This window comes from Pseudoxanthobacter sp. M-2 (assembly GCF_046156265.1).
GTDB lineage: Bacteria > Pseudomonadota > Alphaproteobacteria > Rhizobiales > Segnochrobactraceae > CAMDHY01.
Genome location: NZ_JAWDIR010000022.1, coordinates 146,732 through 159,455 on the forward strand (window position 1 = coordinate 146,732; position 12,724 = coordinate 159,455).

Genomic DNA, 12,724 nt, shown 5'->3' on the forward strand with positions numbered 1-12,724 from the left:
ACCTGCATCGGGTGCGGGAGCAGCCCCGGCGGAAAGCCGCACCGAACCCGTCTCAAGTCGCCGTAAACGATTGACTCCAGCCGCTTTCCGGATGGCCACTCGCAGCAGAAGCCCATGCGCTCGCCACGCTCAAAAAATGAGCTTCACAAGATTTGTTTATCAGCTTAACTTTTTTCAGCCCTTGGGAGGGCGTGGGCCGCCAGGCTCCGTGTGATGGGGAGATTCGGATGACGCACAGCAGACGAAGCATTCTCGCAGGGGTCGGCGCCGCGGTGCTGGCATCCACCCTCGGCCCGCTGCCGGCCTTCGCGGCCGACCCGCTCGTGATCGGCGTGTTCGGGCCGATGACCGGCGAGCGCTCGGCGCTCGGCCTGCGCTTCCGGGAAGCGGTGGAGATGTTCATCGACGAGAAGAACGCCGCCGGCGGCATTGCCGGCCGGCCGCTCGAGGCGCTGATCGAGGACAGCCGCGGCGTGCCGCGCGAGGCGGCGAACATCGCCCAGAAATTCGCCGACAACCCGGATCTGCTGGTGGTGATCGGCGGCCAGACGTCGACGGAATCAATGGCGGCGGGCCCGATCCTGGCCGAGGCGCACATTCCGCAGATCGCGCCCACCGCCGGCCACCCAGACTATGTGAAGATCAGCCCCTACCAGTTCCGCACGACGCCGACGCATCCCTCGATGGTCGAGCCGCACGTGAAGATGCTGGTCGACCGGTTGGGAATGACGAAGATCGCCATCGTCTACTTCAAGGACGACTGGGGCCTCATCACCAACGAGATGGTGTCGAAGCGCCTGAAGGAAATGGGCATCGACGTGGTGCTGTCGGAGGCGATGATCCCGGAGACGCGCGACTTCCGCCCGCTGATCACCAAGATCAAGGCGTCGGGCGCCGATGGCGTCTTCCTCGCCAGCCACTATGCCGAGTCGGCCCTGTTCATGCAGCAGCTCCGGCAGGCGGATCCGGCGCTGAAGGTGGCCGCGACCGATACGCTCAACGATCCGAAGTTCATCGAACTCGCCGGCCCGGCGTCCGAAGGGGTCGTCATGCCGACGCCGTTCCAGCCGCTGGCGCCGCAGGCCAAGGCCTTCACGGAGGCCTACGAGAAGCGCTTCGGCAAGCTGCCGAACTACTACTCGGCCTTCACCTATGACGCGATGCTGATCGCCACATCGGCGATGGAGGCGCTGGCGGCCAAGGGCGAGCCGATCACGCGCGACGCGCTGCGCGCCCAGATCGCCGACGGCCCGGCGATCGAGGGGGTCAGCGGCACCCTGAAATACCAGGGCAGCGGCGACCTCGGCCCCCGCGAGGTCAACTACATCATCGTCAAGGACGGCGCCTACGCACCGTACTGACCGAGTAGCGCCCAACCACCTGCGAAGTCGCGCGGGACGGACCTGTCCGCCGGGACGGTCCGTCCCCACTCCGCACAGCGCCCGGGTTCGGGGGAGGCCTGGAATGGTCGAATTGCTCAGCCAGATCCTCAATGGTCTGGTCCTCGGCAACGTCTATGCCATCGTGGCGATCGGCTTCTCGCTGATCTTCGGCGTGACGAACCTCATCAACTTCGCCCAGGGCTCGCTGCTCATGCTGGGCGCGCTGATCGCGTACTCGGCGACACAGGCCGGGCTGCCCTTGCTGGTCGCCATTCCGGTCTCCGTGGCGGCGACCACGATCCTCGGCATGCTCATCGAGAAGCTGGCCCTGCGCCCGCTCGAGAACGCGCCCTGGATCGCGCCGCTGCTCTCGACACTGGCGATTACGTTCGTGCTCGATCAGGCGGCGGAGATCATCTGGACGCCGGAGGCGCACCGCTTTCCGAGCCCCTTCGCCGACACCACCTGGGTGATCGGCGCCGCCTACGTCACCGGCGTCGATCTGATGATCCTCGCCTCGTCGCTCGCCATCATGGTCGGGCTCTGGCTGTTCCTGACCCGCAGCTGGACCGGCCGCGCGCTCCGGGCAATGTCGCAGGATCCCGACGCCTGCCGGCAGATGGGCGTCTCCACCGATCAGCTTCGCCAGCTCGCCTTCGGCCTCGGCGCCGCTCTCGCCGCCATCGCCGGCGTCATGGTCGCGATGTACTACCAGAACGTCTATCCGCAGATGGGCATACCGTTCGGCCTGAAGGGCTTCACGGCGGCGCTGCTCGGCGGGCTCGCGAGCATTCCGGGTGCCGTCGTCGGCGGACTGCTGCTCGGCGTGCTGGAGGCGCTGGCCGTCGGCTATGTCGGCGAGGGCTTCCGCGACATGGTGGCCTTCGGCCTGTTGTTCGTCATCCTGATGCTGCGCCCGCAGGGACTGCTCGGCGATCGCCGGCTCGACGCGCTCGGCGGGTCACGCGGGGCCTCGGGGATCATGCCCTCGACCAGCATCGTGATCGGCCAGGGCGGCCAGCCGCTGGCGCACGCCCGGGTGCTGAGCGTGCACTACGCGTGGCTTCTGGCCGCGGTCGCGGTGCTGGCGCTGCTGCCGTTCCTCGGCACCTCCAACTACGTGCTGCAGGTCGCGCTCGTCATCGCCATCTTCGCACTGCTGGCGACGGGACTGACGGTCCTGTCCGGCGCGGCCGGCATCATGTATCTCGGCTTCGCCGGCTTCTTCGGCGTCGGCGCCTACGTGGCCGCCCTGGCGGCGAAGACCTATGGCGCCCCGGCCGAATTAAGCTTCCTGCTGGCCGCTCTCTTCACGGCCGTGCTCGCCGGTATCATCGGGCTCCTGTGCGCCTCCCTCACGGGCCATGTCGTCGGTCTCGCGACGCTGGCTCTCGGCGTCCTCATCTGGCTGGTGCTGCTGAACTGGCAGGACGTGACGGGCGGGCCGAATGGGATCTTCGGCATCCCCCGCCCTTCGCTCGCGCTTCTGCCCGACGTGCCGATGACCAGCCTCGCGGCGCAGTACTGGCAGGTCCTCGTCGTGCTCGCGATCGCCATCCTCGTGGCCGGCCGGCTGCTGGCCTCGCCGATCGGCCGCAGTTGGCGGGCGATCCGCGAGGACCGGATCGCCGCCCATGCGGCGGGCCTGCCGGTGCGGCGCTACCTCGTCACCGCCTTCGCACTTGCCGGCGCCTGCGCGGGCATGGCCGGCGCGGCGTTCGCCTTCCTCCACCGCTTCATCAGTCCCGACAGCTTCCGTCTCGACACCTCCTTCCTGATGGTGGCGATCGTCGTGCTGGGCGGCCTCGGCAACATGGCCGGCGCGCTGATCGGGGCGGTGCTGCTCATGACGCTGCCCGAAGCCCTGCGCGGCTTCTCGGACTACCGGATGATCTTCTTCGGCCTGATCCTCTACGCCGTGCTGCGGTTCCGCCCGCAGGGCATCGCGGGAGTGCGCTGATGCTCGCCCCCAACACGCCCGGCACCGAGCCGGCCATGCTCGACATCGCCGACGTGACGGTCGGCTTCGGCGGCCTGAAGGCGCTCGACCGGCTCACCCTGCAGATCGCCCGGGGTGAGTTCGTCGGCATCGTCGGACCGAACGGCGCCGGCAAGTCGACGCTGATCCAGACCGTCACCGGCTTCGTCAAGCCGACCATCGGCACGATCAGCTTCCGCGGCCAGCGCATCGACGGCAGACCTCCCGAGGGCGTCGCCGCGCTCGGCATCGCGCGGACCTTCCAGACGAGCCGTGTCTTTCCGGCCCTGACGATCGAGGAAAGCGTCAAGGTCGGGCTGCAGCGCGGCCTGATCGGCGGCGGACGCCGGCCGAGCCGTTTCGGGGCGCTGGGAGAGCCCTTGGCCGCCCTCCTCGGCCTGAAATCCTACCGGGCGGCGCAGGACGAGGCGCAGGAACGGGTGGAAGCGGTGCTGAAGCTGTTCGGCGACCGTCTCGCCTCGCGCCGCGACCGGCCGGCGCACAGCCTGTCCTACGCCAACCGCCGGCGGCTCGACATCGCCCGCGCCCTCGTTGCCGAGCCGGATCTCCTGCTGCTGGACGAGCCGACGGCCGGCATGAACCCGACCGAGAGCCACGAGCTCGCCGATCTCCTGCTCGACCTGCGCCAGCGCTTCCCGGCGATGGGCATCGTGATGATCGAGCACAAGCTCGACATCGTCCGCCGCCTCGCCGAGCGCGCCGTGGTCATGGCCGCCGGCCGGGTGATCGTCGACGACAAGCCGGACATCGCCTTCGCCGATCCGGAGGTGGCCGTCGCATATCTCGGCCGCGCGCACGGCGCCCCCGCCACGATCTCGGCCGGCCACATCCACCACGAGGGCGCCACGCTGAAGCCGTCGGCGGTGCCGGCCGTGGAGATGAAGGGCGTCGACATCTTCTACGGCCCCGTGCAGGCGCTGTTCGGTCTCACTTTGCACGTCGCGCAGGGCGAGGCCGTTGCCGTTCTCGGCGGCAACGCCTCGGGCAAGTCGACAACCGTCAAGACGGTCCTCGGGCTCGTCACGCCCAAGGCCGGCGAATACCGCCTGTTCGGCGAGGCACCGCCCACCAGCACCGCCGGCGTCATCGGCAAGGGCGTCGCCTCCATCCCCGAAGGCCGGCGGATGTTCGCGGAGCTCACGGTCCGCGACAACCTCTTAATGGGCGCCTATGCCCGCCGGCGCGAGGACAAGGCGGGGCTCGCCCGCGACCTCGACAAGGTGCTGGCGGAGTTCCCGTGGCTCTCCGGTCGTCTGGACCAGCTGGCGGGCACGCTGTCGGGCGGCGAGCAGCAGATGGTCGCGCTCGGCCGCGCCTGGCTCAGGAAACCGAGCCTCCTGTGCATCGACGAGCCGTCGATGGGCCTGTCGCCGATGATGGTGGAGCGCGTCTACGAGATCCTCCAGCGCTGGAAGGCGCAGGGGCTTACCATCCTGATGGTCGAGCAGAGCGCCAACCAGGCGCTGGAGCTCGTCGACCGGGCGTACGTGCTGCGCAACGGCACGCTGATGCTCGAAGGCACCGCTGCTGCCCTCAAGAGCGATCCCGCCATCCAGGAAGCCTACCTCGGCGCCCGCCAGAAGCCGGTGCCCGCCGGCGCCTGAGCGCCTGCCCCGTCCATCACCAGGAGGATCCCCCGTCATGGGTTTGCGTGTCGGCATTGATATCGGCGGCACTTTCACGGATTTCGTCGTGTTCGATGGCGAGACCGGTCAGTTCGAGATCGGCAAGACCTTGTCGACGCCGGCGGATCCATCTTTGGCCGTACTGAACGGCCTGTCGGCGATGCTCGCCTCGGAGCGTTTCGCGTCGCGCGAGATCGAGGCGGTGATCCATGCCACCACCATCGCCACCAACACGGTGCTGGAGCGCAAGGGCCAGCCAACCGCGCTGCTGACGACGACGGGCTTCCGGGACCTGCTGATCATCGGTCGGCAGAAGCGCTACGAGCTCTACGACAACGAGGCCACCCGCCCCACCCCGCTGGTGCCGCGCCATCACGTCTGGGGCGTGCCGGAGCGGATGCGCTGGGACGGCTCCGTGGAAACCGCCCTCGACGAGGCCGCGGTTCGCCAGATCGCCCGGGAGATGAAGGCGGAAGGCATCGTCGCCGTGGCCGTGTGCCTGCTGCACGCCTATGCCAACCCGGCCCACGAGCGGCGCATCGAGGAGATCCTCATCGAGGAGGCACCGGACCTGCTGGTGTCGCTCTCCTCGGACGTGTCGCCGGTCTACCGCGAGTTCGAGCGCGCCTCGACCACCGTGATGAACGCCTACGTGATGCCGAGCGTAACGCACTACGTGGAAAGCCTGGACAACGAACTGCGCCGGCTCGGCACCGTCTCGCCGATGCTCATCATGCAGTCGAACGGCGGCGTCGCCACCTCCGACCTCGTCAAGCGCTTTCCGATCCGCATCATCGAGAGCGGTCCGGCGGCGGGCGCCCTGACGGCCGCACGCTTCGCCCCGGCCGCCGGCACCGACAAGCTCATCTCGTTCGACATGGGCGGCACCACGGCCAAGCTCTGCCTCGTCGAGAACGGTCGGCCGATGCTGACGAGCCAGTTCGAAGTCGACATGACGCATCTCAAGAAGGGCAGCGGCCTGCCGATCTCGATCCCGGCGGTCGATCTCATCGAGATCGGCTCGGGCGGCGGCTCGATCGCCCGTCCGGAGCTCGGCGCGATCGTCGTCGGCCCGCAGAGCGCCGGCTCGGAGCCAGGCCCCGTCTGCTACGGCCGCGGCGGCACGCGGCCGACCGTCACCGACGCCGATCTCGTGCTCGGCTACCTCAATCCCGGCTACTTCCTCGGCGGCGAGATGGCCCTCGACACGGCCGCCGCGAAGGCTGCCATCGAGCGCGAGGTCGCCCAGCCGCTCGGCATCGACGCAATGGCGGCCGCCTGGGGCATCCACGAGATCGTCACGGCCCAGATGGCGCAGGCGGCCCGCGCCGTCACCATCAGCGCCGGCAAGGACCCCCGGCTGTTCGCCCTCGTGCCGTTCGGCGGCGCCGGGCCCGTCCACGGCGCCAGGCTCGCCCGCATGCTCGGATGCCCCAAGGTCGTGTTCCCCCGCGCCGCCGGCGTCGAATCCGCTGTCGGGCTGCTGATGGCCGAGCCCTCGCTCGACCTCGCCCGGACGCAGGTCGTCGACCTCACCGAGGAGACGCTCGGCATCATCAACGCCGTGTTCGCCGATCTCGAGGCCCGCGCACGACAGCAGCTTGCGGAGAGCAACGTGCCGCCCGAGATGCACCGCCTCAGCGTCAGCGCCGACATGCGCTTCGCCGGCCAGGGCTACGAGATCGCCGTAGAGCTGCCGCTGCCGCCCTACCGCGCCGCCGACCTGCCGGCGCTGCGCGAGGCCTTCTTCGCCGCCTACACCGTCGCCTATGGCGAGCGCACCTTCGAGCCGGACTGGCCGATCGTCGGCGTGCAATGGCGCCTGCGCGCGAGCGCCGCCGGTGCGGTGCTGAAGATGGAGGCGATCAGCGAGGCGGGGGACGGCGATCCCCGGCGGGCCTTCAAGGGCGTGCGGCCGGTCTGGTTCCCCGAGACGGACGGCTTCGCCGACTGCCCCGTCTACGACCGCTACGCGCTCGCCGCCGGCGACGTCATCGAGGGACCGGCCATCGTCGAGGAGCGGGAATCGACCATCGTCCTGCCGCCCGCCAGCCGCACCACCGCCGATACCCACGGCAACCTGATCACCGAACTGCGTTGAGGCGCGAAACGATGCCTGCGATCGATCCCGTCACTCTCTCGGTCATCTGGGGCGGCCTGATCTCCACGGCGGCGGAGATGGGCTCTACCCTGCTGCGCGCCGCCTATTCGATGACGGTCCGCGAGGGCTCCGACTTCTCCACCGGGGTCTTCGACGCCGAGGGCAACATGATCGCCCAGGGCGACTACAGTCCCGGCCACCTCGGCTCGATGGCCTTCACCGTCCGCCAGATGCTGGAGTGGTACCCCGCCGAGACGCTCTCTCCCGGCGACGCGGTGATCTGCAACGATCCCTCGATCGGCTCCGGCCACCTGCCGGACATCTTCATGGTGATGCCGGTGTTTCTCGGCGAGCGCCTGATCGGCTACGCCGTCAACATTGCCCACCACATCGACGTCGGCGGGTCCGCTCCGGGGTCGGAGGAGGTCGTCGGCGTCCGCGAGACCTGCCAGGAGGGCATCCGTCTCCTCCCCGTCCGGCTCTACCGGAAGGGCGAGCCGGTTGCGGAGATCTTGCGCATCATCGAGGGCAATGTCCGCATCAAGGACGTGCTGGGCGACCTCCGGGCGCAGTATGCGGCGAACCTCGTCGGCGCCGCGCGGATGCGCGCGCTCGCCGAGCAGTACGGTCCGGACGTGCTCGCCGACGTCATGGCGGAGATCCTCGAGAAGAGCCATGAGGGCATGATCAGCGCCATCCAGGCGCTGCCGAACGGCACCTGGCACTTCGAGGACCGGCTCGACGACGTCGGCCCCGGCACGGACCCCGTCCCCTTCAAGCTTGCCCTCACCGTCACCGACGACAGGATCATCTGCGACTGGACCGGCACCGGCGAGCAGCGCGAGGCGGGGCTCAACTGCTACATGCAGTACACGCGCTCCTACTGCATCGCCGCCATCAAGGGCGTGACGCTGCCGCGCGCGCCGCAGAACTTCGGCATCATCAAGTGCATCGAGATCCGCGCGCCGCTCGGCTCCTACGTCAACCCGCGGCCGGGCGCGGCGAGCGGGGCACGGTCGGTCAACGCCAACCGCATCTACGAGGTGGTGATGGGCTGCATGGCGCAGATCGTGCCGAAGCGCGTCATCGCCGCCTCGTCCGGCTTCCACAACCCGAAGATCTTCGGCGCCGCGAGCCCGTTCACCGGCAAGCCCTATCTCGCCTGGATGTCGGCGGTCGGCGGCATGGGGGCCCACTTCCACCGCGACGGCAACGAGGTGACGACCTCGCCGACGAACGGCACCAACACGCCGGTAGAGGTGCAGGAGATGAATGCGCCGGTGTTCGTCGAATGCATGGAGCTGATCCCCGACACCGGCGGCGCCGGCAAGTTCCGCGGCGGCATGTCGCTGCGCAAGGACGTCCGGCTCGTCGCCGACGTCGGCCGCGTCACCAATCTCGGCGACCGCCAGAAGAGCGTGCCCTACGGCCTCGACGACGGCCTGCCGGGCATCCGCGCCAGGGCGATCCTCAACCCGGGCACGGCGGGCGAGCGCGAGCTCGAATCGAAGGGCACCTACGACCTGAAGAAGGGCGACGTTCTGAGCATGCAGACCGCCTCCGGAGGCGGCTACGGCGACCCGCGGGCCCGCGACCCGCAGCGGGTGCTGGACGACGTGCGCGCCGGCCTCGTCTCGGTGCTCGCCGCCCGCGAGCTCTACGGCGTCGTCGTGCGCGAGCGCCCCCTCGCGGTGGACGTCGAGGCAACGGTGCGCGAGCGCGCCGGGACCCTCACGCCCGTCTCGTAGGCAGATCGGAGCGGCGCAGCGGTCAAGCCGCCCGAAGGGCTCAACTCGAACGCCGGCGATCGTGAAGGCAACCGCTGCAACTCTTCCGATCGGCCCTCGTTGTGGGGTGACGCTCGCCGGGCGTCTGGTCCGGGCGCGAGGAGGAACCGTGATGGCCAAGCGTGAGCTCATCGATACCGGCACCGACAAGCGCTATGTGCGCCGCGACGAGGCCGGCCGCTTCAAGGAGTCCGACGACGTCGGCCGCTCGCTCGCGCAGGACGTGCGCAAGTCGGCGAAGACGACGGTGAAGTCCGGGCAGGGCGACAAGGGTGACCAGAAGAAGTAAGTCGCCCGCCTCCCTGACGATCGCCACCTTCAACGTCAACGGCGTCAACGGTCGGCTTGCGGTGCTGCTGCGCTGGCTCGCCGAGCGCGCGCCGGACATCGTCTGTCTGCAGGAATTGAAGGCCGAGGACTGCCGGTTCCCGCTCGACGCCATCGAGGCGGCGGGATACGGCGCCGTCTGGCATGGGCAGAAGAGCTGGAACGGCGTCGCGATCCTCGCCCGGGGCCGCCAGCCGATCGAGACGCGACGCGGGCTCCCGGGTGAAGCGGCCGATGCGCCGAGCCGCTACATCGAGGCCGCCGTCCAGGGCGTCCTCGTCGGCTGCCTCTATGCCCCGAACGGCAACCCGGCGCCGGGGCCGAAGTTCGACGCCAAGCTCGCTTGGTTCGAGCGCTTCCTCGCCTACGCCGCCGACCTCGCCGCCCACGACGTGCCGGTCGCGCTCGTCGGCGACTACAATGTCATCCCGACCGACCTCGACGTCTACAAGCCCGAGCGGTGGCGGGATGACGCGCTATTCCGCCCGGAGGTCCGCGACGCCTTCCAGCGCCTCACCGCCGCCGGCTGGACGGACGCCTTGCGCACGCTGCACCCGGACGAGCGCCTCTATACGTTCTGGGACTATTTCCGGAATGCCTTCGGCCGCGACGCCGGCCTGCGCCTCGACCATCTGCTGCTCGGCCGGCACCTCTCCGGCCGCCTTCTCGACGCCGGCGTGGACCGCCACGTCCGGGGTTGGGAGAAGGCGAGCGACCATGCGCCGACGTGGGTCATGGTGGAGGCGCCCGATGGCTGAGCGGGGGATGTGTGTGGCTCGGGCCGCACCTCTCCACATCGCTGCCACCCGTTGCGACCTTTGCGCGTTCGCCTATCCTCCAGCCCTGCTGAAACCAAACGAGAATCGCTTGAAGCGATCCCTCGGGAGCAAGTGATGTCCGAGCCCGGAGCGTCGCGTCTTCCCCCGTTTGTCCTATTGCGGTGCTCGGCCCGATCGACGATGTGGCAACCGCGATGACGGCGCCGCAGCCCGTCGTCGTCGACCTCGAGCCGCCGCCGCCCACTCCCCCCAGCCTGCTGCAGCTCTTCCTCGCCTTCGGCAAGATCAGCCTCGTCAGCTTCGGCGGCGGCGTCACGGCGCTGATGTACCGCGAGTTCGTCATCGGCCGGCGCTGGGTCGCGGAGGGCGACTTCATGTCCGGCCTCGCTCTGGCGCAGGCGATGCCGGGCGTGAACGTCACCAACCTGGCGATCTGGCTCGGCAGCCAGTTGCGCGGCCCCGCCGGGGCCGTCGTCGCCTGCCTCGGGGCTCTGGTGCCGGCGGCGCTCCTGATCATCGGCGTCGGCGCGCTGCTGCACGAGCTGGCGAAGACGCCGCTCGGCGCGAGCGCACTCGCCGGCGTCGCCGCAGCGGCGCTCGGGCTGACGCTGGCGATGGGACTGCGCACCGCCAAGTTCGCGCTGGTCGACCGTACGAGCCTCGTCATCTTCGCCATCGCGCTGATCGGCGCCGCCGTTTTCGGCTCGATCGTCCTGCTGGTCGCCATCCTCGCGCCGGTGAGCATCGTGCTCGCCTACCGGAACACCCCGGATGAATGACGACACCAGCCCCCTCGTCGCCCTGGTGCTGGTCTTCGCGCCGCTCTCTCTGCTGGCGATCGGCGGCGGCGGCAGCCTGCTCGGCGACATCCAGCAGCAGGTCGTCGTCCACTACGGCTGGATGACGGCGCAGGAGTTCCAGGAGGCCTTCGCCATCTCGCGGGTGTCGCCGGGACCGGGCATCCTGATCGTGACGCTGATCGGATGGCACGTCGCCGGCTGGCTCGGCGCCGTGGTCTCGACGATGGCGATCATCCTGCCGTCGTCCGTGCTGATCTACGCGCTCGCGCACGTCTGGCACTCCGGCCGGCGCACCCGCTGGCAGAAGGCGCTCAGTCGCGGCCTCGCGCCGATTGCCGCCGGCCTCATCATCGCGAGCGTCTTCCGCCTCCTCGCCTATCCGGGCGCCCACCCTGTCGCCTGGCTGGTCGCCGCCGGCGTGGGGATCGTCGCGTTCAGGAGCCGGGTCAGCCAGATCCTGCTGCTCGCCGTCGGCACGGTGATCTTCGTCGGGGCGCTGTTCCTGCTCGCGGCGGCCGGCGCCCCCGACCTCGGACTGTGACGGAGAAGCACGGGTAGCGGCCATGGACGGCCCCACTCCAACCATGGATGCCGGCCCGCCTCGCCGGCAAACGCCTACTCTTTCGCCAAGCCCTATTCCGAGGCAGCTACGCCAACCGATTCGCGCTGTCGCGCATGGATTGATGCACTCTGAGACAAGTGCGGTTGTCCCGGAGGGGCTTTACTGTCCCCGTCGGACCCTCCCGGCGGCGGATCGATCGGTCCGTCCGCGAGCGGCGGCGTCACGATCGGACGGACCGCTATTCCGGACCCTGGAGGTCGGCATGTGCATGGCCTGTGTCGTCGACGAACAGACCAAGGACCGGATCATCGCCTACCGGGCGGAGTTCCACCGCGTCACCAAGAGCCCGTTCGGAAGCGACGACGAGATCGGCATGCTGTCGGTGATCGACGCGCAGTCCCGCGCCGCCATCCTGTCCCGCGCCGACCCATCGAAGGTCTTCGACCTCTCGGTCGACCACTTCGTCGGCATGCCCGGATGGTTCGGTGCCGGTGACCAGCCCTACCAGATCTGGATGACGCACACCCCGGCGGGCGAGATCGTCGCCAACACCATGGGCGTCAACCTCGAGGCGAACACGCTGGTCGCCTATTCCGGCGACGCCATCTCGATGTACACTCACTGTGGAACACACATCGATACCTTCAATCACTTCGGCTACAACGGCCGTATCTTCAACGACTTCTCGGCAGCCGAACATCTCGGCAGCCGCGCCTGGGACAAGTGTGGCGCGGAGAAGCACCCGCCGATCTTCGCCCGCGGCATCCTGCTCGACGTCGCCGCGCTGCACGGCGTCGACACGCTGCCGCCGAGCCACGCGATCGGGCCCGCCGACCTGCAGGGCTGCCTGAAGCGGCAGGGCCTCGAGGTCCGCCTCGGCGACGTCGTGCTGATCCGCACCGGCCAGATGCGGCTGTGGCCGGACATCGCCTTCGTCAACAACACCCCCGGCCTCAACCGCGCGGGTGCCGAGTTCCTCGCCAAGTCCGGTGCCATCATGATCGGTGCCGACAACCTGACGCTGGAACAGACGCCGGCGGCGGAGCCGCTGAACTTCTTTCCGGTGCACACCTACCTCCTCGCCGAGGCGGGCGTGCCGATCCTGGAGATGGCCTGGCTCGAGGAACTCGCCGCGGAGGGCGTCCACGAGTTCGCCTTCTTCGGCGCGTGCATCAAGCTGCGCGGCGCCACCGGGGCGCCGATGCGCCCGGTGGCGATGCCGCTCAACTGAAATCCGGCCGCCGGCGCGGGAGACGCCGACGGCCCCAGGGAGAACAAGGGCGACGAGGTTGGGGGAGGCGCCGCGGGTCTTCGCGGCGCCGGGTGGAACGGCCCTCCGGCGGGAGCCTCGCTCCGCGCCGG

At 69.5% G+C, this 12,724-nt stretch carries 10 protein-coding genes; all 10 read left to right on the forward strand.

All coding sequences use genetic code 11. The features are described 5' to 3' along the window. The first annotated feature begins 227 nt into the window (after positions 1-227). Positions 228-1,361 carry an ABC transporter substrate-binding protein gene (locus RUR49_RS12460; RefSeq protein ID WP_409146702.1) on the forward strand — a complete coding sequence of 378 codons (1,134 nt, stop codon included), beginning with the start codon at positions 228-230 and terminating at the stop codon, positions 1,359-1,361. Positions 1,362-1,464: 103 nt separating this feature from the next. Next, entirely contained in the window at positions 1,465-3,342 is a 1,878-nt protein-coding gene (locus RUR49_RS12465; RefSeq protein ID WP_409146703.1) for an ABC transporter permease, read from the forward strand. Then, positions 3,342-4,985: an ATP-binding cassette domain-containing protein gene (locus RUR49_RS12470; protein ID WP_409146704.1), complete on the forward strand. Its 1,644-nt coding sequence runs from the start codon at positions 3,342-3,344 to the stop codon at positions 4,983-4,985. Before RUR49_RS12465 ends, RUR49_RS12470 begins: the two co-directional genes overlap by 1 nt. Before the next feature lie 37 nt (positions 4,986-5,022). Continuing rightward, a complete protein-coding gene (locus RUR49_RS12475; protein ID WP_409146705.1) occupies positions 5,023-7,107 on the forward strand; it encodes a hydantoinase/oxoprolinase family protein in 2,085 nt (694 codons plus the stop codon). Between the two features lie 11 nt (positions 7,108-7,118). Next, complete coding sequence (locus RUR49_RS12480) at positions 7,119-8,855, forward strand: hydantoinase B/oxoprolinase family protein (RefSeq protein WP_409146706.1); 1,737 nt, start codon at positions 7,119-7,121, stop codon at positions 8,853-8,855. 151 nt (positions 8,856-9,006) lie between these two features. Next, a complete protein-coding gene (locus tag RUR49_RS12485; protein WP_409146707.1) occupies positions 9,007-9,183 on the forward strand; it encodes a hypothetical protein in 177 nt (58 codons plus the stop codon). Between the two features lie 13 nt (positions 9,184-9,196). Continuing rightward, positions 9,197-9,979 (forward strand): exodeoxyribonuclease III, encoded by a 783-nt coding sequence (gene xth, locus RUR49_RS12490; RefSeq protein WP_409147136.1) that lies wholly within the window; start codon positions 9,197-9,199, stop codon positions 9,977-9,979. A 215-nt stretch (positions 9,980-10,194) separates the two neighbouring features. After that, a complete protein-coding gene (locus tag RUR49_RS12495; protein WP_409146708.1) occupies positions 10,195-10,779 on the forward strand; it encodes a chromate transporter in 585 nt (194 codons plus the stop codon). Next, complete coding sequence (locus RUR49_RS12500; RefSeq protein ID WP_409146709.1) at positions 10,772-11,341, forward strand: chromate transporter; 570 nt, start codon at positions 10,772-10,774, stop codon at positions 11,339-11,341. The genes RUR49_RS12495 and RUR49_RS12500 overlap by 8 nt, the downstream gene beginning before the upstream one ends. A gap of 283 nt (positions 11,342-11,624) precedes the next feature. Next, positions 11,625-12,593 carry a cyclase family protein gene (locus RUR49_RS12505; RefSeq protein ID WP_409146710.1) on the forward strand — a complete coding sequence of 323 codons (969 nt, stop codon included), beginning with the start codon at positions 11,625-11,627 and terminating at the stop codon, positions 12,591-12,593. Positions 12,594-12,724: the final 131 nt, after the last annotated feature.

Bases quoted from the DNA above. Each gene is read 5' to 3' on its own strand.
- RUR49_RS12460 (WP_409146702.1), top strand. From the start codon at position 228: ATGACGCACAGCAGACGAAGCATTCTCGCAGGGGTCGGCGCCGCGGTG.
- RUR49_RS12465 (WP_409146703.1), top strand. From the start codon at position 1,465: ATGGTCGAATTGCTCAGCCAGATCCTCAATGGTCTGGTCCTCGGCAAC.
- RUR49_RS12470 (WP_409146704.1), top strand. From the start codon at position 3,342: ATGCTCGCCCCCAACACGCCCGGCACCGAGCCGGCCATGCTCGACATC.
- RUR49_RS12475 (WP_409146705.1), top strand. From the start codon at position 5,023: ATGGGTTTGCGTGTCGGCATTGATATCGGCGGCACTTTCACGGATTTC.
- RUR49_RS12480 (WP_409146706.1), top strand. From the start codon at position 7,119: ATGCCTGCGATCGATCCCGTCACTCTCTCGGTCATCTGGGGCGGCCTG.
- RUR49_RS12485 (WP_409146707.1), top strand. From the start codon at position 9,007: ATGGCCAAGCGTGAGCTCATCGATACCGGCACCGACAAGCGCTATGTG.
- RUR49_RS12495 (WP_409146708.1), top strand. From the start codon at position 10,195: ATGACGGCGCCGCAGCCCGTCGTCGTCGACCTCGAGCCGCCGCCGCCC.
- RUR49_RS12500 (WP_409146709.1), top strand. From the start codon at position 10,772: ATGAATGACGACACCAGCCCCCTCGTCGCCCTGGTGCTGGTCTTCGCG.
- RUR49_RS12505 (WP_409146710.1), top strand. From the start codon at position 11,625: ATGTGCATGGCCTGTGTCGTCGACGAACAGACCAAGGACCGGATCATC.